Origin of the sequence: Methylomonas sp. HYX-M1 (assembly GCF_040741385.1) — a bacterium.
In the GTDB taxonomy this organism is placed as follows: Bacteria; Pseudomonadota; Gammaproteobacteria; order Methylococcales; family Methylomonadaceae; genus Methylomonas; species Methylomonas rhizoryzae.
On sequence record NZ_CP160405.1, the window covers coordinates 2,856,618 to 2,877,557 of the forward strand.

General features: G+C 53.9%; 17 protein-coding genes. 9 read left to right on the plus strand and 8 right to left on the minus strand.

Translation table 11 applies throughout. From position 1 onward, the window contains the following. Positions 1–7: 7 nt before the first annotated feature. Together AB0A83_RS12920 and AB0A83_RS12925 are read left to right on the plus strand one after the other, a co-directional pair. Positions 8–463: a hypothetical protein gene (locus AB0A83_RS12920; RefSeq protein WP_150049028.1), complete on the plus strand. Its 456-nt coding sequence runs from the start codon at positions 8–10 to the stop codon at positions 461–463. Continuing rightward, positions 460–2,712, plus strand: coding sequence for an ATP-binding protein (locus AB0A83_RS12925; RefSeq protein ID WP_367154388.1), 2,253 nt, complete (start codon positions 460–462; stop codon positions 2,710–2,712). Before AB0A83_RS12920 ends, AB0A83_RS12925 begins: the two co-directional genes overlap by 4 nt. Positions 2,713–2,990: 278 nt before the next feature. Here the strand turns inward: AB0A83_RS12925 and AB0A83_RS12930 are convergent, their stop codons facing one another. The 6 genes from AB0A83_RS12930 to AB0A83_RS12955 all read right to left on the minus strand — a co-directional run bounded on the left by AB0A83_RS12930 (position 2,991) and on the right by AB0A83_RS12955 (position 12,683). Further along, entirely contained in the window at positions 2,991–4,241 is a 1,251-nt protein-coding gene (locus tag AB0A83_RS12930) for an alginate export family protein (RefSeq protein ID WP_150049032.1), read from the minus strand. Positions 4,242–4,269: 28 nt separating this feature from the next. Then, positions 4,270–6,024 (minus strand): nitrate ABC transporter ATP-binding protein, encoded by a 1,755-nt coding sequence (locus tag AB0A83_RS12935; protein WP_150049034.1) that lies wholly within the window; start codon positions 6,022–6,024, stop codon positions 4,270–4,272. A gap of 10 nt (positions 6,025–6,034) precedes the next feature. Continuing rightward, positions 6,035–7,048 (minus strand): ABC transporter permease, encoded by a 1,014-nt coding sequence (locus tag AB0A83_RS12940; RefSeq protein WP_367154389.1) that lies wholly within the window; start codon positions 7,046–7,048, stop codon positions 6,035–6,037. 88 nt (positions 7,049–7,136) lie between these two features. Continuing rightward, complete coding sequence (locus AB0A83_RS12945) at positions 7,137–8,531, minus strand: CmpA/NrtA family ABC transporter substrate-binding protein (RefSeq protein WP_150049038.1); 1,395 nt, start codon at positions 8,529–8,531, stop codon at positions 7,137–7,139. 633 nt (positions 8,532–9,164) lie between these two features. Further along, on the minus strand, positions 9,165–11,270 hold the full coding sequence (locus AB0A83_RS12950) for a TonB-dependent receptor (protein ID WP_150049040.1): 2,106 nt from the start codon (positions 11,268–11,270) through the stop codon (positions 9,165–9,167). Between the two features lie 66 nt (positions 11,271–11,336). Beyond that, entirely contained in the window at positions 11,337–12,683 is a 1,347-nt protein-coding gene (locus tag AB0A83_RS12955) for a HupE/UreJ family protein (protein ID WP_367154390.1), read from the minus strand. A gap of 355 nt (positions 12,684–13,038) precedes the next feature. Between AB0A83_RS12955 and AB0A83_RS12960 the strand changes: the two genes are divergently transcribed. The 3 genes from AB0A83_RS12960 (at position 13,039) to AB0A83_RS12970 (ending at position 16,622) form a co-directional block, all read left to right on the plus strand. After that, complete coding sequence (locus AB0A83_RS12960; RefSeq protein ID WP_150049044.1) at positions 13,039–13,923, plus strand: NAD(+) kinase; 885 nt, start codon at positions 13,039–13,041, stop codon at positions 13,921–13,923. Between the two features lie 3 nt (positions 13,924–13,926). Next, positions 13,927–15,603: a DNA repair protein RecN gene (gene recN, locus AB0A83_RS12965; RefSeq protein WP_367154391.1), complete on the plus strand. Its 1,677-nt coding sequence runs from the start codon at positions 13,927–13,929 to the stop codon at positions 15,601–15,603. 155 nt (positions 15,604–15,758) lie between these two features. Continuing rightward, positions 15,759–16,622: a PilZ domain-containing protein gene (locus AB0A83_RS12970; protein ID WP_367154392.1), complete on the plus strand. Its 864-nt coding sequence runs from the start codon at positions 15,759–15,761 to the stop codon at positions 16,620–16,622. A gap of 67 nt (positions 16,623–16,689) precedes the next feature. Here the strand turns inward: AB0A83_RS12970 and AB0A83_RS12975 are convergent, their stop codons facing one another. Together AB0A83_RS12975 and AB0A83_RS12980 are read right to left on the minus strand one after the other, a co-directional pair. After that, the gene (locus tag AB0A83_RS12975) at positions 16,690–17,409 is read right to left on the minus strand and encodes a DUF2490 domain-containing protein (RefSeq protein ID WP_367154394.1); all 720 of its coding nucleotides are present in this window, start codon (positions 17,407–17,409) and stop codon (positions 16,690–16,692) included. Positions 17,410–17,805: 396 nt separating this feature from the next. Next, a complete protein-coding gene (locus AB0A83_RS12980) occupies positions 17,806–18,120 on the minus strand; it encodes a hypothetical protein (protein WP_150049052.1) in 315 nt (104 codons plus the stop codon). A gap of 162 nt (positions 18,121–18,282) precedes the next feature. On the opposite strand from AB0A83_RS12980, the gene def reads away from it, so the two are divergent. The 4 genes from def to AB0A83_RS13000 are packed head-to-tail and all read left to right on the plus strand — an operon-like array spanning position 18,283 to position 20,916. Further along, on the plus strand, positions 18,283–18,810 hold the full coding sequence (gene def / locus AB0A83_RS12985; RefSeq protein ID WP_150049054.1) for a peptide deformylase: 528 nt from the start codon (positions 18,283–18,285) through the stop codon (positions 18,808–18,810). A 9-nt stretch (positions 18,811–18,819) separates the two neighbouring features. Further along, on the plus strand, positions 18,820–19,734 hold the full coding sequence (locus AB0A83_RS12990; RefSeq protein WP_150049056.1) for a quinoprotein relay system zinc metallohydrolase 2: 915 nt from the start codon (positions 18,820–18,822) through the stop codon (positions 19,732–19,734). Positions 19,735–19,759: 25 nt separating this feature from the next. Next, positions 19,760–20,587 (plus strand): quinoprotein dehydrogenase-associated SoxYZ-like carrier, encoded by an 828-nt coding sequence (locus AB0A83_RS12995; RefSeq protein ID WP_150049058.1) that lies wholly within the window; start codon positions 19,760–19,762, stop codon positions 20,585–20,587. A gap of 41 nt (positions 20,588–20,628) precedes the next feature. Further along, positions 20,629–20,916, plus strand: coding sequence for a DUF2845 domain-containing protein (locus tag AB0A83_RS13000; protein ID WP_232056649.1), 288 nt, complete (start codon positions 20,629–20,631; stop codon positions 20,914–20,916). Positions 20,917–20,940: the final 24 nt, after the last annotated feature.

Here is a 20,940-nt window from a genome sequence, read left to right on the forward strand (position 1 = left end):
CATGCCCGTGACACTGCCGAAATCAATCGTTTTTGCCTTGGTCGGCTTAGCCTGCGATGCAGTCTGTGCGGATGTCGCCGTCATAGTCAACTCGGAAGCCGGCATCTCGGCGCTGGCGCGCGAAGAACTCGTCAATATCTACATGGGCCGTTTGCGGCGTTTCCCAAACGGCGAAGCCGCATTACCGCTGGACTTGCCCGCCGGCTCACCGGAAAAAGCCCAGTTTTATCGCGCCCTGGTAAACAAAAGTCCGGCCGAGATTGACGCTTATTGGGCGCGCTTGTTATTTTCCGGACGCACGTCGCCACCCGAAGCCGTCAACACTGCCGATCGCATGCTGGACAAAGTCGCCGACAACGCCAATGCCGTAGGCTATGCGGATTTAGATGCCGCACTCAAACGTTTGCGCACCGACAAACGCATCAAAATCGTCTTGGAACTCCCCACTCCGCCTATGCCATGAAGCCGGTATTCAAACCCCGTACCATACTTGCCCGCACCGTTTTGATTCTAGTATTGGCTTCGCTAGTGACCTGCGGCGGCTTTTTTCTGTCCGCGTCGTGGGTTATTTCCGAATTGTCCTACCGTCAAGCGCATACCCGTTTGACCGAATTACTCGATACCGTAGAGCGCACTGCCAGTATCGCTTGCTATCTCTCGGATAAACCTTTGGCCGCGGAAGTCGTTCAAGGCTTGCTGAGTAACCGGGAAATCGCGGCCGTCACCATCATTACCAGCGATACCCGCGAAATTCTAGCCGAAGCGTCTCGAACTTCGCCTACCCAAGCCCCTCCCGAAACCTTGGCCCCGCTGAAACGGGCCATCGTTTCGCCATTCGCGCCGGAGCAGACCGTCGGCGAACTCACCATCATTCCCGATTTCGTCGAAATAGATCAACGCGCCCAAAGTAACGTCTATTTCGTAAAAGGCTTGTTGATCGCCGGACTGTTGATACTGAACCTGGTGGCCGTAGCCATGGTGTCATTGATCATCATCAGACCGATTAAACGCGTATCCGGCCAATTACACGCGATGGATGCGGTCGCCGGCGACACGCTAGCGATTCCGTCCGGACATAAAGACGACGAAATCGGCAGTCTGGTCAACGACATCAACGCCCTGGCCAGCCGTTTGATGTCTACGGTCAAAACGGAACAAAGCTTGCGCCGGCAAAGAGAAGCGGGCGAGAAGAAATACCACGCCATTTTCGATAATGCCGACGCCGGTATCTGTCAACTGGACGGACACGGCAGCGTCAGCTCTTACAATCCGGCGTTTGCGCGGCTGACCGGCTTGCAAGGTCAAAACGTAGTCCTGACCGCCTTAGCTTGCGATCATCCCGAAAAGCTGAACCTTGCGCTGGACACCTGTTTAAAAACCGGTCAAACCGTCACCGATACCGTCAAACTACTCGAACGTCCCATTTGCCTGCAATTGACCTTTACCGCGATTCAAGCCGATACGGCGCAATGCATCATCAGCGACGTTACCGAACTCACCCTCGCCAAGCAACAAGCCGAAAAAGCCAGCCGCGCCAAATCGGAGTTTTTAGCCAGCATGAGCCACGAACTTAGAACACCGTTGAACTCGATTCTCGGCTATTCGCAGCTGCTGAGTCTGGACACCCAGCATTCGGATTACGTGCGCGATCAAGCCAACGAAATCAAACGCGCCGGCTATCACCTGTTATCGCTGGTTAACGATTTGATCGATCTGGCCCGCATCGAATCCGGCAAAACCGAACTGTTCATCGAAACCGTCACGGTGAAATCCGTGTTGACCGACAGCCTAGCCATCGTCTCCCCGCTGGCCTGCGAACACGACGTTACCGTGTCCAATCAAATCGATATCGAAGACAACATCGGCGTACTAGCGGATTATTCCCGCTTGCGCCAAGTGCTGGTCAACTTTTTGTCGAACGCAATCAAATACAACAAACCCAACGGCTACGTGACCCTCAGTCACCAATTCAACGGCCACAACATTCGGATCAACGTCACAGATACCGGCATCGGCATCCCCGGCGACCGCCAGCACCGGATATTCAATTCGTTCGACCGGCTTGGCAAAGAACGCGGCACCATCGAAGGCACCGGCATCGGCCTGGTCATTACCAAACGGCTGGTCGAAGCCATGCACGGCGAAATCGGCTTTGTCAGCATAGAGGGCCAAGGCAGCACGTTTTGGGTGGAATTCGAACGCCGCCTGAAAGCCCAAGCAAGACCGAAAGTAGCAGCCGCGCCGAAACTCAAGTTAAAGCTAACCGAGAATGCGACCACCAAAGGCCGCTTGTTGTTGGCGGAGGACAACATCGCCAACCAACGTCTGGCCGGCATGGCGTTGAAGAAAATGGGCTATATCGTCGATGTAGTGGACAACGGCGAGAAAGCGGTGGCGGCGTTCGACTTAGGGATTTACGATTTAATTTTAATGGACTGCCAAATGCCTAACCTGGACGGCTATCAAGCCACCACGGCAATTCGCCACAAAGAAGCCCGGCTGGCAAACGCCCATCCTCTGCCCATCATTGCGATGACCGCCAACGCGATGGAAGGCGATAAAGAAAAATGTTTGGCCGCCGGCATGAACGATTACATTTCCAAGCCGATAGACGTGATGCGGCTGGAAGGTATCCTCGACTATTGGCTGCAACGTTCGCAAGACTCGGCAAACGACCCGGCACAACCCCCGGTACCGCGCCCCATCGATTGAACCACCAAGCCGGACACACTATGGTTCCCCGGACAATCGGCACTCACCGTCTTATCCCTTGAAAAACCGCAACGCTCCCAAAGCGCGTTACGGTTTTATCGGGCGCCGGGGCGGCATCTCAATACCCGGTGCCAATCCGCATGGGCGCAAAAAACCGCGCCCACCCTTTTTGAGCGGAAGAACCGAAAGTTACTGGTGAATTTCAAAAACCCGGCTTAATGTTTCAACCGGCCCTATCAATGGCCTTCGCTTGGCTGGAACGGCAGCGGAAAGTCAAACTAGAAACTAACGTTGGCTTGTAGCCAGATTTTCTGGGTATCGGTTCCGAATGTATCGGCGTTGTAATTGGCGTATTTAGCCAATAACGAATAGTGTTTGCCGAATTTTTTCAACACCGAAAAATCCCATTCCTTACCGTATTGATCGACTCCGGTGTCGTCGGAAAAGTCGTGGTAAACCCCGGTCAGGATCAGACTGTCGTTCATCATTTTATAACTGACGGTGGCGAACACGTCGCGAATACCGTCGGCCGGGGTCACCAGGAACAAGTCCGCCCAACCTTGGAACGCATGGTTGGTGCCCAGCGGGGTTTGGAAAGCTTTACCGGCGCCAAAGCCGTTCAATTGCTCGATCGCGCCGGACGCGGTCAAGCCGAAAGCGCTCAAGCCCGCCATCAAGTTGATGCGGTCCGCTTGATAGTGCTTGGGATTGTCCGCATAATCCGATTGCTTACCCCACTCGGCCGTGTAGACGGCGTTGACGGTATCGAAGAACTGCGGCGACTTACCGTCGAAACGCAAGCCGTAGGTTTGCGAAGACTTACCGAAGTTTTCTTTTTGCCGGTAATCCAACCAATAACCGTAACCGATCAGATTCCCCCAATCGCCCACTTTGTAATTCAAGTTCAAGATCGGCGCGTTAATGTCGTCGGTTTGACCGAAAATATTTTGTACGTGATCGATGTAGCCGGCATTGACCGTCAAGCCGAACAGGGTTTGGTTTTTATGGGTGACCAGGATGGAGTCGTAGGTCATTTCCATTTGCCGCCAACCGACGTTACCGATAAAACGGTCGTCGTCGAATTTGATGCGCTGGCGGCCCACTTTGACTAAGGTATCGGCTATGCCTTTGTAACTCAACCAGAATTGGTTCAATTCGCTGATGTCCGGATCCACCACCGTAGAATATTGGGTTTTCTTGTTAACGACGCTGTTGTAATCCTCTTGCAACGCGTAATTGCCTTCGTATTCCGCATAGGCTTGCAAGTCGTAAAAGGTCGGCGACAACAAGCCCAAACGCAAGCGCGCGGTATTGGCGTTGGCGGTTTGGTCCTTGCCGGCGTCGCGGTCTACGTTTTCCCAGCGATAGTTCAAATCCATTTTGATCGCACCGTTATTACCGTAATGGTAAAAATTCAAGGCATCTTCCACTTCCTTGGTGAAATCGGCTTGCGCCGATCCGGCGGCCAGCATGGCCAACAATGCAGTCGGCCCTAATCGGCCGGGTAAGGATTTGAGTGGTTTTGGCATACGGCCCCCTTGGTAAGAACGAAAAAAATCAGTGTGTGTGGTCGCATTCATTCAAGAACGTCAACAAGCTTTCCCGGTAGTAGTAATAATCGGGATGTTCCAGTAAGGCTTTACGGCTGCGCGGTCTAGGCAGATCGATTGGTTGAATTTTGCCGATTTTGGCGCGCGGACCGTTGGTCATCATCACCACCCGGTCCGCCAGCAATATCGCTTCGTCGACGTCGTGGGTCACCACGATGGCGGTCACGTGGGTACGCTCCCACACCTCCATCAATACTTCCTGCAGTTCCCAACGCGTTAACGAATCCAGCATGCCGAACGGTTCGTCCAGCAGCAACAACTTGGGCGACAGTGCGAAAGCGCGGGCGATACCAACCCTCTGCCGCATGCCGTTGGACATGTCGGCCGCTTTCTTGTGTATGGCGTCGGCCAAACCGACCCGAGTCAGATAATATTCGACGATGTCGATGCGTTCGCCCTTAGTCGCATGCGGATAGACTTTGTCCACGCCCAACATCACGTTCTCGAACGCGGTCAACCAGGGAAACAAACTGGGCGCCTGAAACACCACGCCGCGGTCCGGGCCGGCGGTGGTAATCTCCCGGTTGTCCAAAATAATTCCACCTTCGGAAATTTCGTTTAAACCGGCGGTCATGGACAGCACTGTCGATTTACCGCAACCGGAATGGCCGATAATCGAAACGAACTCGCCTTTTTTCATCCGCAAATCGAAGCCGTCCACCACTTTTACGGTACTGTTGCCGTCCGGGGTCGGATAGATTTTAGACAATTGCGAAAATTCCAGATAACGCGGTCTGCCCAAGTCTTCCTGACTCGGTTTCAAGGCCGAGGTGTCCGACTTCCAGTCGTTGCTGGTGTTGGGCCTGACGTTAGGCAGCGCGATCTGATCGTTGGTCTCGGCCGCTTTCTCCATGCCGATGTCCATCAAATAGCGGGTGATTTGCGCCCGCAGGCGCTTGAATTCTTCGTTATGGTTAAGGGCGGTGCGGTCGCGCGGCCGTTCGATGTCGATATAAAAGCTAGGTCCGAAGGTAGCGTCCGGACCGGGGTTCAACGGGATTACCCGGTCGGCCATATAAATGGCTTCGTCGACGTCGTTGGTAATCAAAATGACGGTTTTTTTGTCCTTATCCCAAATCTGCAGAATCTCGTCCTGCAAGTTACCGCGGGTCAACGCATCCAACGCGCTCAAGGGTTCGTCTAGCAACAAAATATCCGGATTGGCCGCCAGGGCTCTGGCCACGTTCACCCGTTGCCGCATACCGCCCGACAATTCGGCCGGGCGTTTGTCCATGGCTCGTCCCAGGTTGACCATCTTGACGTATTTTTCGGTATGTTCCCGGCGTTGCCGCGGCGTCCAATCTTTAAAAATCGCGTCGACCGCCAAGGCAACGTTCTCGTATACCGTCAGCCAAGGCATCAACGAATAGTTTTGAAATACCACGCCGCGATCGGGACCCGGCCCGCTGATCGGCTTAGCGTTTTTCAAGACTTCGCCGCGATCGGCTGCTATCAGTCCGGCGATTAACGATACCAAGGTGGTTTTTCCACTACCGGAAAAGCCGACGATGGCAATGAACTCACCTTCCTTGATGTCCAAATTGATGTCTTTTAACACGGACGCCCGCTCTTTTCCCTCGCCGTAGGATTTACAGACATTGTTCAATTGCATCAGCGAGGGGCGCAGGTCCCGGGCCGGTTTCACGGTCGATTCTTGTTTATGCATAGCTAGATTGATTACTTTTGCCGGTGCTGCTGTCATGGCGCGTCCCTCAGATTTTGCTGAACGAGAATACGGCTTGCAGAGAGTGCATGATGCGGTCCAGGACGAAGCCGATGATGCCTATGGTGAACACCGCCACCATGATGCGTCCTAGCGAGCTGGAACTGCCGTTTTGAAATTCGTCCCATACGAATTTGCCTAAGCCGGGGTTTTGCGCCAGCATCTCCGCGGCGATCAACACCATCCAACCCACCCCCAATGACAAGCGCATGCCGGTGAATATATAAGGCAGGGCCGACGGTAAAATAATCCGCTTGATCTGGGTCGGCCAATCCAGACGTAAGACCTTGCCGACATTGACCAAATCGCGGTCGATAGAAGAAACGCCGACCGCAGTGTTGATCAAGGTCGGCCACAACGAACATAACGTGACGGTAATGGCCGAGGTCACAAACGATTTGGCGAACCAGGAATCGTCGGTCGTCACGTAAACCGCACTAACAACCAAAGTGACTATCGGCAACCAGGCCAGCGGCGATACCGGTTTGAAAATCTGAATCAAGGGATTGATGGCGGTATTGATGACAGGGCTCATGCCGCACAAAATGCCGAGCGGAACCGCAATCAGACTGGCAATCAGAAACCCGGCAAATACCGTCTCCAAGCTGGTGCCGATTTGGTCCAAATAAGTCGGTTTGCCGGTGTACGGGCGAATTTTGACTTCGGCGTTCGGATCCTCGGCCAGCTTGGCTTGATTGCGTTCCTGTTGGCGTTGATAGAAAGCCTCTTCCTTGGCTTTTTCCACATAATGCTCGTCGACCAGTCCGCCGGCTTCGTGCCAAACGGCAACCGGTCCCGGTATCGTACCTAAACTGGTGTTGACTTTGGCGGCCGACACGCTCCACATGCCTAAAAACAGCATGAACGCGATCAGCGGTACCCCCATAATCAGCCACAATTGCCGAATTTGTTGCGCAGGGTTTTCGCCGGCCGCGATTTTAACCAAAGGCACAAACCAGGTCAGGCCGGTTATGGTCAGGAATTTGATCAGTTTGTTAGTCATAGTGATTTACCCAAAAACATGTCGAGGCGGGAAAAAAGTGCATCCCTGCACCAACCGACATCCTGTCGCGAGCACCCACCAGAGTTGGTTATTCGACGACTTTGCCGTCTACTACTTTTTGTTTACCTTTCAAGCCGATAGCGAATTTAGCCAGGTAATCGTTCGGTTTGGTGGCGTCGTAAACGATGCCGTCGATGAATTCTTTTTGCGGGGGTTTGATGCCGGTTTCGGAATCCGCCGGAAAATCGCCGGCTTTGGCTTTGCCTTCGGCGATCAGTTCTTTAGCCGCCGCCATATAGAGGTCCGGGCGATAGACTTTTTTCGCGGTTTCCATGTACCAATTGTCGGGTTTGAATTCGTTGATTTGTCCCCAACGGCGCATTTGGGTCAAGTACCAAATCGCATCGCTGTAGTACGGATAGGTCGCATTATTTCTAAAGAACGTATTGAAATCCGGCATCGGGCGTTTGTCGCCTTTTTCGTATTCGAAGGTACCGGTCATGCTGTTGGCCAACACCTCGGCATCGGCACCGACGTATTGCGGTTGCGCCAACATTTCGACCGCTTCCATCCGATTTTTGTTGTTTTCGGCATCCAGCCACATGGCCGCCCGGATCAAGGCCTTCAACACCGCTTTATGGGTGTTGGGATATTTATCCGCCCAAGCTTGGGTCACGCCGAACACTTTCTCCGGGTTGTCTTTCCAGATTTCGTAGTCGGTGACCACCGGCACGCCTATGCCTTTGAAAACGGCTTGTTGGTTCCAAGGCTCGCCGACGCAATAGCCGTAGATGGTTCCGGCTTCCAGGGTTGCCGGCATTTGCGGCGGCGGAGTCACGGACAACAACGCGTCAGCGCTGATTTGGCCGACGGTTTCTTGCGGCGGTGCGTAAAAACCGGGTTTGATACCGCCGGCCGCCAACCAATAGCGCAATTCGTAGTTGTGGGTGGAAACCGGGAACACCATGCCCATATTGAAGGCCTTGCCTTCGGATTTGAATTTTTCGACGACGGGTTTCAACGAATCGGCTTTAATCGGGTGTTTAGGTTTGCCGCCTTCCATAGGGATGTGGGCTTTCATCTGATTCCAAATATCGTTGGAAACGGTCACGGCATTACCGTTTAAATCCATGCTGAACGCGGTGATGACGTCCGATTTGGTGCCGAAACCAATTGCCGCGCCCAAGGGCTGACCTGCCAACATATGCGCGCCGTCCAGCTCGCCGTTAATCACGCGGTCCAACAACACTTTCCAGTTCGCCTGAGCTTCTAATTGCACAAACAAACCTTCCTGTTCGAAAAAACCTTTTTCAGCGGCTACCGCTAACGGCGCCATGTCGGTCAACTTGATAAAACCGAATTTCAAGTCTTCTTTTTCCAAACTGCCGGCAGCTAGCAGATTGGTAGAAAAAGTCAGCGCAGACAAGGCTGCGGACATCGCCAGCAAGAGTTTCTTCGGAGCAAACGTTTTGTTGGTAATCATTGAGGGTGGTCCTATGCGAAGAAGCGGAAAATAAAAAAGGCGTCGCCGCGATATGAGATTTCTCACACACGACAGACGCCTTTGTCCGGTTTGCTCGACTACGAGCAGGTGTCGCCCCCACCATTGGGGCTATGACCTTTACTTAGCAAAGGAGATGCCAACTCAAAACAGCCAATTATTTTCAAAAAAATAAAATGATAATAATCAATTATTTATATAACAACGCCATGAATAGGACTAAAAACGCTCCATCCGGAACTGTGTAAATTTCGCTACAACAGTGGGCTTTCGCACACGATTGAATCATTTCGGGCTAAAACCGCACATCCATGGTGCAAATAGTCATGGCATGCAATCCACTCTATACAAGTAGGTAACTATTCAGCCATTCCGGATAGCGATGCGAGTCACGAATTGCGGCGTCGAATCGCGACTCGCGTCGCTCCTACCTCTTCTTTCGTTTCAGGCCATCACAGCTCCGAGATAAGCTGGAGCACCCTGCAACCCATCCCCCGAATTCGCACCATAGAATTAACCCAACCCCTTAAATACCGTCCTAGCTGCGATGAACCGGATCGTAAACGCCGGCCCACCGACATAACCTTGGCTGAAGTCCTAAAACCGATATGCGGTTTAAAAGTTAATGGTCACCGTACCTCTGACCATGCGCGGTTCCACCGGGTGGCGCAAGATGCCGGATTGCGGTCCCGCAGCGTTGGGATACTGGTAATCGTAGGCATAGGCGATGTCGCTGCTTTCCGAACCCAGCAAGTTGAATACGTCCAATTCCAATTTGTAGCGTTTTTGCTTATAGCCGGCACCCAAATTGACGATATTGGTATCGCCGGCCCAATACTGGCCGGCTTCGTCCAACGGCACGTGGCCGAAATGACGAAAACGCAAGGTCCCGAACAAACCGTTAGGCGCCGTCACCGTTACCCCGGTACTGATCACCCTACCGACCGAATTGGGTACGGACGAGCCGTCGTCGGCATAACGGGCGGTAGTCAAGGCGTAATCGGCGTCCAGGGTCAACCAATCGGTAGGCTGGTAATAGTTGGTCAGTTCAACGCCGTAGCGGTGGGATTTGCGGTTGACGTCGGTGGTACCTTCGTCGCCGACGAACACCAATTCCTGGCTGGACTCCAACCACCATAACGCGAAGGTGCTATTCAAGCCAGGCACGTAATTGGTGCGTATGCCGAATTCGCCGCCGCGCGACCAGGCCGCCGGGGTAATCCGGGCCTGCTCGCTCCCCAGGGCGGCCCCGGTAGTCGGCTCGAACCGGATGGTGGTGCCGCGGGCATCGTTGGAATGATAGCCGTAACCGATATTGAAGAAGTACTCGGTATCGTACCAGGGACCTAACACCAAGCTAAGCTTGGGGCTGACCATTACCTTGCCGCGGCTGCCGGAATTGGCGGAATTGACGCTGACCAAGCCGCTGCCGGTATCGCGCACATTCACATCGTTGTTGATGAAATCGCCGCGTAAGCCGGCAATGGTGCGCACTTTTTCGTGCCAATGGGTATGATTTTTAAAATAGGTACCGATAGTCGTTACCCCGACATCGCTCAAGCTGACGGTATCGAGGATTTGCCGTTGGCTGGTATGGTACAAACCCAAGCCCATGATTTCGTCGTGCCGAAATTGCAGGCCGACGCTGTTATCCATCTCGAAGCCCAGTAATTTGTTGTAGCGGGTATGCTCGATATTGCCGCCGGTTTGCACCCGCCGCTCGGTTTGCAGAATCTGATCGCCTTGCGGACCGCTGGTAAAGCCGCTGAAGTTGGAATATAAATCCAGATCGGTATACAGCGTGTACAAGTTGGCGTCGTTTTTCCAATTGTCGCCGAATTGCCAAAAATTCGCCGACAAGCTGTAGCGGTTGCTCTTGCCGCCGTCGCTCGGATCCATAGAACCGTACAAACCCAACGCTCCGCTATCGATTGCCGATTGCGGAATCTGGTTGGTCGCGGTCCAACTATTGCTGTAGGCCTTACCGTTAATCGACAAGCCCCAATCGTGCTGATCCAAGGTGTATTTCAACATGCCGTTGAATTTTTGCGAATCTTCCGGCACCTGCCAGACACCGTTATATAAATTGAATTCGCCGGCATATAACAAATCGCCGTCGCCAACCTTGGATGAATGCGCCGCCAAGGTGCGGTAATAGTCGAACTCGCCGGCGGTGAATTTCAACAAGCCTTGCTCCAACTTGTTCATGGTAAACATCTTGGCGTAACCGGCCGCGGAGAAATCGCCCACCTCGGCATAATACGGGCCTTTACCGTATTCCACCTTGCTGACCAGTTCCGGAATGATGCTGTTCAAATCCATATAGCCTTGGCCGTGCGCATGAGTGGTCATGTTCATCGGAATACCGTCGACATAGGTGGTGAAATCGGTACCGTGATCCAGATTGTACCCGCGCAAAAAATACTGATTGGCCTTGCCGGACCCGCTATGCTGGGTCGCCACCGCCCCCGGCACTACTTCTATCAATTCGCCATTGCGCGACAACGGCCGGTACTCGAATTGTTTTTGACTGACTTCGCCTTGCGAGGCGGTTTCGGCGATGCCGATCAAATCCTTGCCGCGCCCCTCTTCGACCTCGACGGTGTCCAACTCTTCTACGTTGTGCGCGCCGGCCACCCCGGAAAACGCGCCGAGTGCAAGGCCTAAGCCGAGCGCTAACGGCGTCAATTTGAAAGCGGAATGTGTATAAATTTTGCTCATGATGCCCTCATGGTTTGATCTTCGATCCGATTGAGAAAAATGCTGTGATAAAAAATGGCCGCCGTTTCAGCCGGACGAGGCGAATTGACGATAGGCGTAAGCGAGTGCCATGCGATTAGCGCCATTGGCACCGGCAGCCGGACCCGCAAAAACTAGGGATGAAGCGTCGAAATCGGCGGATGCACAGCCGGCGGCAGATAAGGAAAAGTCGGCGTCGCGATCGCTACGAACTAACTGCAGCGGCGCAGCGGCGTTGCTAGCGACTGAAGTACACGGAGAACAACCGAAGACTGCAGGCGTTTGAACGACACTGTCTTCGACAAAAAAAGGAAGCGGCGGGGTAACAACGGGAGGACATATGGGATTGGCAAGGGATAGTAGCGGCGGAGAGGTTTGACCAACCGCATCGCTACGCGCGCTTTTTCCTGGCGTCGCGTTGATAGTGGGGTAATAACGCTTGAATTCGATGCCCGGGGTATCGGCCGAGTCGATCCTTGCATTCAAGGCGGTTAATTGGCAATAGACCGCCTCGCTCCCCCCGCGCTCGGCTTGAAACCGGGCCGGATGATCGGACGCCGCCGCCGTTCCCGCTGCGGCTTTGCCTTGCGGCGTCTCGGCCTGCAACGTTTCGGGAATCTCGAAATGGGAACTTGCTCGCTGAAACCCGGGAGCTGAAAATCCTGCATCGGCCATAGCCGGAAAACCCCGGACCTGCGCAAACAAGGCAAAATAGTCGACGTTTTGATCCACGCGAACGGCCGGCGAAACCTGCGCCGTTCGCTCGGGAAACTGAGTCTGCGCGATTTTAGCTAAGGCGGGCCCTGAAAACAAAACCGTCACCAAGCAACCAACAGCCAATACCAGCAACTTCGCCACCAACATTCCGGCTCCATGCAGCAACAAGGTCGCCAACATGAAGCCTGCCGTGTAAGAAATTAAACCGGCAGAAGCCGAAATCTCCTGGCCGTGGGCAAAACCGTGAAAAAACGCGAAAAACGCCACGATAACCGCACTCGTCCGGTTGCTGAACCGTACATTGCGCACGATCAACATGCTGAAAGCGGCGCAGGACAACAACACGATATTTTCCACATTGGGCAACGCAAAACCCGCCGCTCCGGCAAAACCGCCCAAACTCATCACGCCGACAAAGGTCATGGGCAGCATCCAAACGGCGTGACCGCGCAACTGAGCGGCCCAGACGCCGACCGCCAACATGGTCAGCACGTGGTCCCAGCCGGTTAAAGGATGCGAGAAACCGCTACTGAGACCTACGCCGTCCAACGACATCAACCGACCGGCGAGCAGTACCGCCGCCAACAACAAAATCGCAGCACGGTAAGCAACGCTGCGTCCGCTGGAACGCTGCCCCGCAATCCGGTTACCGGTCAAACCGCGCCACACTTCTTTCATCACCGCAATCGTCAATTCGACAAAATGTTAACTAATTTGCTTTCAAAGCGCGGCATTCTACCCGCACCGGCGCGCAGAAATCCAGTTTAGAGCAGCAGCCTGCTCCGCCTTCAGCCGGCCTCGCTTACCGATCAACTTCTTCGGCGGATTTTTACCTAACGCGCATGAAGGCCCGGCAAATGAAAGGTAGTTGGTAGGAGCGGCGCCGCTACGTGACTTTGATGTAACCACTCGGTGTTTGGCGCGCCCCCGCTTGCTATTGCCCACCCAGTCTTTCGATATTGCCCTTAGCCAGCTACGGTTTTATTTGTATAATCCGGCGCACTTTCAACCGACGCACCCGCTCTGACACGACATGTCCCTAACCTTCCCCCGTATCGGCATCATCGGCAAATTCGGCGATCCGGGCATTTCTTCCGCATTAGCCGATTTGTTCCGTTTTTTGCATGAACGGGGGCATGAAGTCGTCATGGACAATCACAGCGCCGACTTGTTGTCCGAAGCCGGCATCAGCGGCCTCCACATGGAGCGGTTGCCCCAACATTGCGATTTGATCATCGCGGTCGGCGGCGACGGCACTTTTTTGGCGGCAGCCCGTGCCGCGGCGGATTTTGAAATCCCTCTCATCGGCGTGAATTTGGGGCGTTTGGGGTTTTTGGCCGATATTTCCCCCGACCAATCGGGCAACCGCCTGGAACAAATTTTATCCGGGCGATTCTTGACCGAACGCCGCTGCTTGTTGCAAGCCTCCATCATCCGCGACGGCCAGGTGATCCATAGGCAAACCGCGGTGAACGAGGTTGTGGTTCACCGCTGGGTCACGCCGAGCATGATAGAAATCGTCACCAGCATCGACGGCGTTTACCTGAATACTCAGCGCTCGGACGGCTTGATCGTGGCGACGCCAACCGGCTCCACCGCTTATTCGCTGTCCGCCGGCGGTCCGATATTGCATCCCGCCTTGAACGCCTTGGTATTGGTCCCCTTGAATCCGCATACCTTGTCCAACCGGCCTATAGTCATCGCCGACGACGCCGTGATCGAAATTCGCTTCAACCAAACCCGGCAAATCAACGCCTTGGTCACCTGCGACCATTTGGAAATTCCGGACGTATCGATAGGCGACAGAATTCTGATCGAAAAGGCCGAAAAAACCATTACTATTTTGCATCCCAAAGACCACGACTATTTCCACATCTTGCGCAGCAAATTGAATTGGAGCGGCGGCAACCCCGCTTAAGTCATGCTTTTAAATCTGAACATCATCGATTTAGCCGTCGTCGATCAACTGGATCTGGATTTGGACCCCGGCATGTCGGTATTGACCGGGGAAACCGGCGCCGGAAAATCCATCTTGTTGACGGCCTTGGGACTGGCTTTGGGCGACCGCGCCGATTCCGGCTATGTGCGCCCCCATTGCAAGCGCGCGGAAATCAACATCGAATTCGACCTGAGCGATGCGCCGTTGGCCGGTCAATGGCTGGCGGAACACGAGCTGGACGACGACGGCCAGTGCTTAATCCGCCGGACGGTCGGCGAAGATGGCCGCTCCAAAGCCTATATCAACAATCGGCCGGTCAATTTACACACCTTGCAGGCTCTGGCCCGGCTGTTAGTGGAGATTCACGGCCAACACGCCCATCTGACCCTGCTGGACAGCGAAGCCCAACGGCGCTTGCTGGACGATTTCGCCGACCATCAAGCGCTTTTACACGCGCTCAACGATTGTCAAACCGCCTGGAAAAACGCGCACAAAACCCTGCAGCAGTTACTTAAAACCGGCAGCAACCAAGCCGAGCGCGAAGAACTGTTGCGCTATCAATTGGACGAATTGCGCCAATTAGATCTGCAACAATTCGACTATGCCGCGTTGACCGAGCAACACCGCAAACTGGCTAATTTGGGCAAAATCCTGAGCGAGGGCCAGCAACAATTGCAAATCTTGTACGACAACGATCAGCAATCCGTGGCCGATATGCTGGCGCATGTGCTTCATGCGTTGAGCGATTTAAGCCGGTACGCCGGCGAGTTGCAGCCGCTGGTCGAATTGCTGACCGAAGCGGACATCCAAATTCAGGAAGCCAGCCAACAACTGCGGCGTTTTTTAGACAACCAAGAAGCGGACCCGCAACACTTGGGTTGGCTGGAACAACAGCTGGGCGTCATCCAGAGTTTAAGCCGCAAGCATAAAGTCCAACCGGAAACATTACCGCAATTGGCCGACGAGTTGGCCGCGGAACTCGACGGCATCAGCCACAGCAGCGAGCGCATCGAAGCCTTGCAGCAAGACTGCAGCCGCTTGCAAGCGCAATATACCCAATTGGCGCAACAACTCTCGGCTAGTCGGGCGCGGGCCGGCGCCGAACTGCAGCAACGCATTTCCGCCACTATCAAAGAACTCGGAATGCCGCACGGCGAGTTCATAGTCGAATTACGTCCCTTGCAAAATCGCGAACCGCAACTGAACGGTTGGGACACGATAGAGTTTTTGGTGAGCACCAACCCCGGTTTGCCGGCCAAACCCCTGGCAAAAGTCGCCTCAGGCGGCGAATTGTCGCGCATCAGTTTGGCGATTCAGGTCACCACCAGCAGCGATAAAACCACCCCGACCATGATTTTCGACGAAGTCGACAGCGGCATCGGCGGCGGCATCGCCGAAATCGTCGGCCAAAAGTTGCGCCGGCTAAGCGCCAACCGGCAAGTGTTGTGCGTCACCCATTTGCCGCAAGTCGCCGCCCAAGCCCATCAACATTTATTCGTCGCCAAAAATCAACGGGCGGAAGTCACTGCCTCGACGGTAAAACGTTTGAACGAACAAGAACGGGTAGAGGAAATTGCCCGCATGCTGGGTGGAGTCACCATTACCGAAAACACCTTGGCTCACGCCAAGGAGATGCTGGAATCGTCGAGCGACGCCTGAGCCGCTCGGCTTTCGGATTTTAAAGCCTATAATTTGCCGGCATGATCGAAGCTTTTATCCGTAACAACCCGACAGCCTAACGCTCGGTAAACGACCATCCGGTGAGCATGCCGCTTACACTGTTGAGGCTACTGTTAATTTCGGACGCGATTGCCATGAGCAAAGAACCTGTCAAAACGATTAATCGCCGGCTTGCTTACCGGGTTTATGATCAAGCCCATTTGATTTTCAGCAAGCTGGAACAAGAGCCGGAACAGCTCCCGCCAGCGGTAAGCGCATACCCGCCAATCCCTGTTTTGCCTAATTCCAAAGCCAAGGAAAACGACACTCTGCGCGTCAATATCAGTAGCAACGGCGTCGCGTTTACCTGCGAGCAACCCTTGTACCCCGGCGACATGTTGCGGGTGCGGATTTTTCTATTGAGTACGCAGACCAGCATCGTCACCTGCTGCCGGGTGATTTATTGCAAACCGAGCAACCCGTTCGAACTCGACCGTTATCCTTATACGGTCGGGGCACAATTCGTCAACCTGGCTACCGGCGACCGCGAGGTGTTGCTGCGTTACGTCCGCCGCCACCAAAGATTTCAATGGTTGCGCCGCAGCCTGTTGAGTGCTTGCCTGTTGATCGTGCTGCTTTTTCCTATCGATACCGCCGACTATCTCTATTCGGTTGCGGAAATCGCGATAGAAAGCCTGATCGACTTAGCCCTCGCAACTTACGAATCCAGCCAATTCCATTTATATAAAGCCATCGAACGGACGCTGGCCACCGACAGCCGGCAAACCGAGATGCTGCTGTTTTATCTCACCTTACTTGCCGGACTGACACTAGGCTATTTAATCTGGCGCACGCTTCCCGGTAAACTGGCCGACGCGTTCTACCGGCTCGGCTGTTACCTTACCCGAAAAAAATCCAGCCTGGCTTACGCGTGGAGCGAACAATCGGCGCTGGACAAAGCTAAAATCATCGCGGTCGGCCTGCTCTCGGTTGGCGGCTATGCCTTCTTGTCATTTTGATTTGGATGGACGCTGCGTCGAGCGCCTTACCGCCGGCGGCATACGCTTTTAACAAGCCTGGTTAACGCTAAAATTGGTAGCGCAGGTTGAATTGGACATTGTGGGTAAAGACGTTGTCGAGGCCGGGCAAACTATAGACATATTGCCCCAGATAACCGAGGTCCGCACCCAGCGCCTTGTCGAATTGATAGCTCACCCCGCCCAACGCTCGGTTTTCGCTAAAACCGCTTCTGCCGTAATCGTTGCCGTTCAGATACCAAAGGGTTTCGTCACCCGCATAAACGCTGAGTTTATCGTCTATCCAGGCCAAGGGATAACTGACTTGCACCAGCTGCCGAAGCCGGATACCCAACTCGCCGCAGTCCTGCCGCACCCGTTCTTCCAATCGAGTTCGACTGGTAAAACGCCAAGCATCGGCAGAGGAATTCCATAAAAAATCTTGATAGGGCCGGCTTTCCTGATAAGACGCTTTACCCAGCGGATGCCCCCAATCGTGCACATAGCCCAGCCAAACACTGGCGTGTTGATTTAACCCATAACCTATCTGCGCAAACGCTAAATTTTCCGCCAAGCGCATACCCTCCGGGTTATCGTCCCGGGTCCTCGCTTGTTCCATCAGTAGCCAACGGACATCCGCCAAGTTAGCCGACACGGCATGCAAACTGCCGGACAAGGTTAAAGAGGACCAGGTCCCGCCCATATCGTCGGTCAGTGCTTGGGCTATCGGCACATACGCCAAACCGAAAAGCGGCACTGTTTTTATGCATTCCAAAATTTTTTTTCGCATTGAGCCTCCTTTGTCGCGGCCTACACAAACTGAGCGGTGGCGTCGAACAAATGCAAGTTGTCCGGAACCGGCGGAGACGGTTCCACCGATGTCATCCGATCGGGTTATTAGCGGAATACGTGCCAAACGCGAATCCGTTATGCCATGCGGGCGCAAAGCCCGGACAAAGCCGCTTGAGGGTGCATATAAACCGGCATAGCCGGTTGATTTGCTCGGACTACAAAGCCGGTCAGCCGGCAAGATTGGCTGCGAATTTAAAAAGCGCCGCGCTCAAACAGCAGAGCACAAGCTTGAGGAGGGATTAAAAAGAGGGGAAAAGATGCAACGACTTTGACCGATGTTCGAATCGATACGACTTGGATCGAACATCGGCTATCGGAAAATAGCGCGGATAAATTATTTTTTCTCGTCGCTTTTGGTCGATTTATCAGCGGATGGAGCCGGAGCCGGTTTATTGCCGGCACATTTGCCTTCCATCGCTTTGGCGTCGGTGGATTTTTGCATCATCGCCCCACCGCATTTGCCTTCGCCGCAAGCGCCGTCTTTCATCTTGGAAGACGCATCTTTTTCCGCTTCCGCGCTCAGCATGTAACCGGAGGTTAAATCCGACAATGCAAAAGGATTGGCGTCGGGTTGAGCCGCGTTAGCCGCAAACGGCAGAAGCGAAGCGCCGATAGCCAGAGCGAACGGTGTTTTTTGGATTTTTTTCATAGTAACTCCTGATGGTTGATCGATTAATTCCCCGGCATGTCAACGCGGGCGTTATAAACGCGCGGCTACTATCACAAAAAAGCCCAATGATGTAAAGGTGAGCCAATTCTAATAAACCACAGTATACTGAACGCATCTTTCTAGTAGCCAATCTGGGAACCTATGCTTAGCAAACCGGAAATTCTGCAACTCGGGGCCGCTGCATTGCGTCAACACGCCAGCCCCGTTGACGATTTTAAAAGCCCGGAGTTCCAGCAGTTATTGCAAACGTTGCACGAGCGAATGCTGGAAAACAATGGCGTGGGCATCGCGGCTCCACAGCTTGGCATAGGTAAACAAATCGTCATCGTCGCTTCCCGCCCTACCGCGCGTTATCCCCATGCCCCGGAAATGCCGCCGGTCGTTATGATCAATCCGTATTACGAAATCGTGGATCGCACCATAGGCAAAGACTGGGAAGGCTGCCTGAGCGTGCCCGGCATCCGCGCGCTAGTACCCAGATTCCGCGCACTCAGAGTCTATTACCAAGATGCCGCCGGCACGGCAAAGCAACTACTGTTGCAGGATTTTCCGGCTAGGGTGTTTCAACACGAATACGATCATTTGCTGGGTTTGGTGTATCTGGACAGAGTGGAAAACAACCGCGACATCGTCTCCGAATCCGAATTTTATAAATTGATCGCCGCTTAACAACTCAACATGCGCTTATTGTCTTTTTGTATTGGCTTGATGCTGGCTGCGGACGCCTACGCCTTGCCGGCCTTAAAAATAACCGAAGCCGCGCCGGGCGTATATGTCCACCTTGCCGAGCATCATTGGCCCGACCGCGAAAATCACGGCGAAATCGCCAATATCGGCTTCATCGTCGGCGACCGTTGCGTCGCCGTGATCGACAGCGGCGGAAGTCCGCAACAAGGCTTGGCACTGCGCAACGCCATCACCCGCGTCACCAGCACGCCTATCTGCTACGTCATCAATACCCACGTGCATCCCGACCACATCTACGGCAATCTCGCGTTCAAACAAGCGGGAGTTCGGTTCGTCGGTCACGCCAAGCTGGCCCGCGCCATGGCTACCCGTGCCCCGCACTATCTGAGTAAAGCCGACGACATGTTGGATATTCGGGTAAGCGCCAAAAACATCGTCGCCCCGGACATCGAAGTCCAAGACCGCATGCGCATTGACCTAGGCAATCGGGAATTGCTGCTGACCGCTCATCCGACCGCCCATACCGATAACGATTTAAGCATTTACGACGCCAAAACCGATACCTTGTGGGCAGCCGATTTACTATTCTTGGAACACGTTCCGGTCATCGACGGCAGCATCACCGGTTGGTTGACGCAACTGCAACAACTGGAAAAACAACGCTATCGATTGGTAATACCGGGACACGGCCGCTTGGTTCGCGATTGGCCGCAAGCGCTGCAAGCCGAGCGGGCCTATTTAAGCCAACTGGCCGACGAAGTCAGGGGTATGATCAAGCACGGTAAAACCCTGGAATATGCCATGGAACACGCCGCTTGGTCGCAGCAAAGCCAGTGGCAACTGTTCGAACAATTCCATAGAAAAAATGTCACACTCGCATTTGCGGAATTAGAATGGGAAGACTGAAAACCATTGAACATAGAGAGCGACAATGAGCAAATTGTATAAGGTAATCGGCTTGTGTTTATTGATGCCAGTCATCGCCTTTGCCGAAGGCGACGAGCGCAACTGGGACAATTTGCTGAAAAACCAGTATTTCGCCGGCAAGGCTATAGAAGAGTCCAACCCGATTATCGAACTGGAAGCGCCGTACCGCGCCGAAGACCCGGCGATCGTTCCGGTAAAAATTGTCAGTAAGATTGCGCAAACGCCGGCCCGCTACATAAAAAAGGTATGGGTTTTGGTGGATAACAACCCCTTTCCCTTCGTAGGCGAATTCGACTTCTTTCCTGAAAGCGGCAAGGCTGACCTCGCCATGCGGGTAAGGGTCAATACCTACAGCAATATTCGGGCGATTGCCGAAACCAACGACGGCAAACTGAGCATGGCCAAAAAATACGTGAAAGCCAGCGGCGGATGTTCCGCACCGATTGGCGCCGATCTGGACGAAGCGATGAAGCGTTTGGGTAAAATGAAGTTTCGTTTGGACGAAGGCGTCCCATCCGGTCAGGCGGCATTAGCGCAGTTGATGATCAGCCATCCCAACATCACCGGCATGCAGATGGATCAAATGACTCGTTTCGTTAGAAAGTCGCATTTCGTCGATCGGTTGAAAGTCACCTTCAACGACAAACCGGTTTTGCAAGCTAAAATCGATATCGCCATCAGCGCCGACCCCAATTTCCGCTTTTATTTCGTACCGGACAAACCCGGCGAATTAAAAGCCGAATTTACCGATATATCCTGCGAATCCCCTATAGACCGGGCAGTCTGCGCCAAGGGGCAAAGTTACAGTCAAACCTTTCCGGTCCAACCTTGAAGATCTTGCCAACTCTGGTTTTAAGCCTTTGCGGCCTTGCCTTGTCTAACAACGCCCATGCGTTTCGTTGCGGTCACGAATTGGTGCGAATAGGCGATCACAAACTGGACGTGCTGGACAAATGCGGCGAACCGGCGACTGTAGACAGACGTAGCGGCATACGCGGCAGCCGCTTGCGCCATCCCTACGGCGCACTGCAGCTGGAGCAATTCGAAGAAGTCGAAATCGAAGAGTGGATCTACAATTTCGGCCCTAGGCGTTTTCGGGAGTACCTACGCTTCGAAAACGGCATTTTGAAAGATATCGAACAACTGGATTACGGCCGCTAACTGTCCCCTCCCTTTACCATCAAA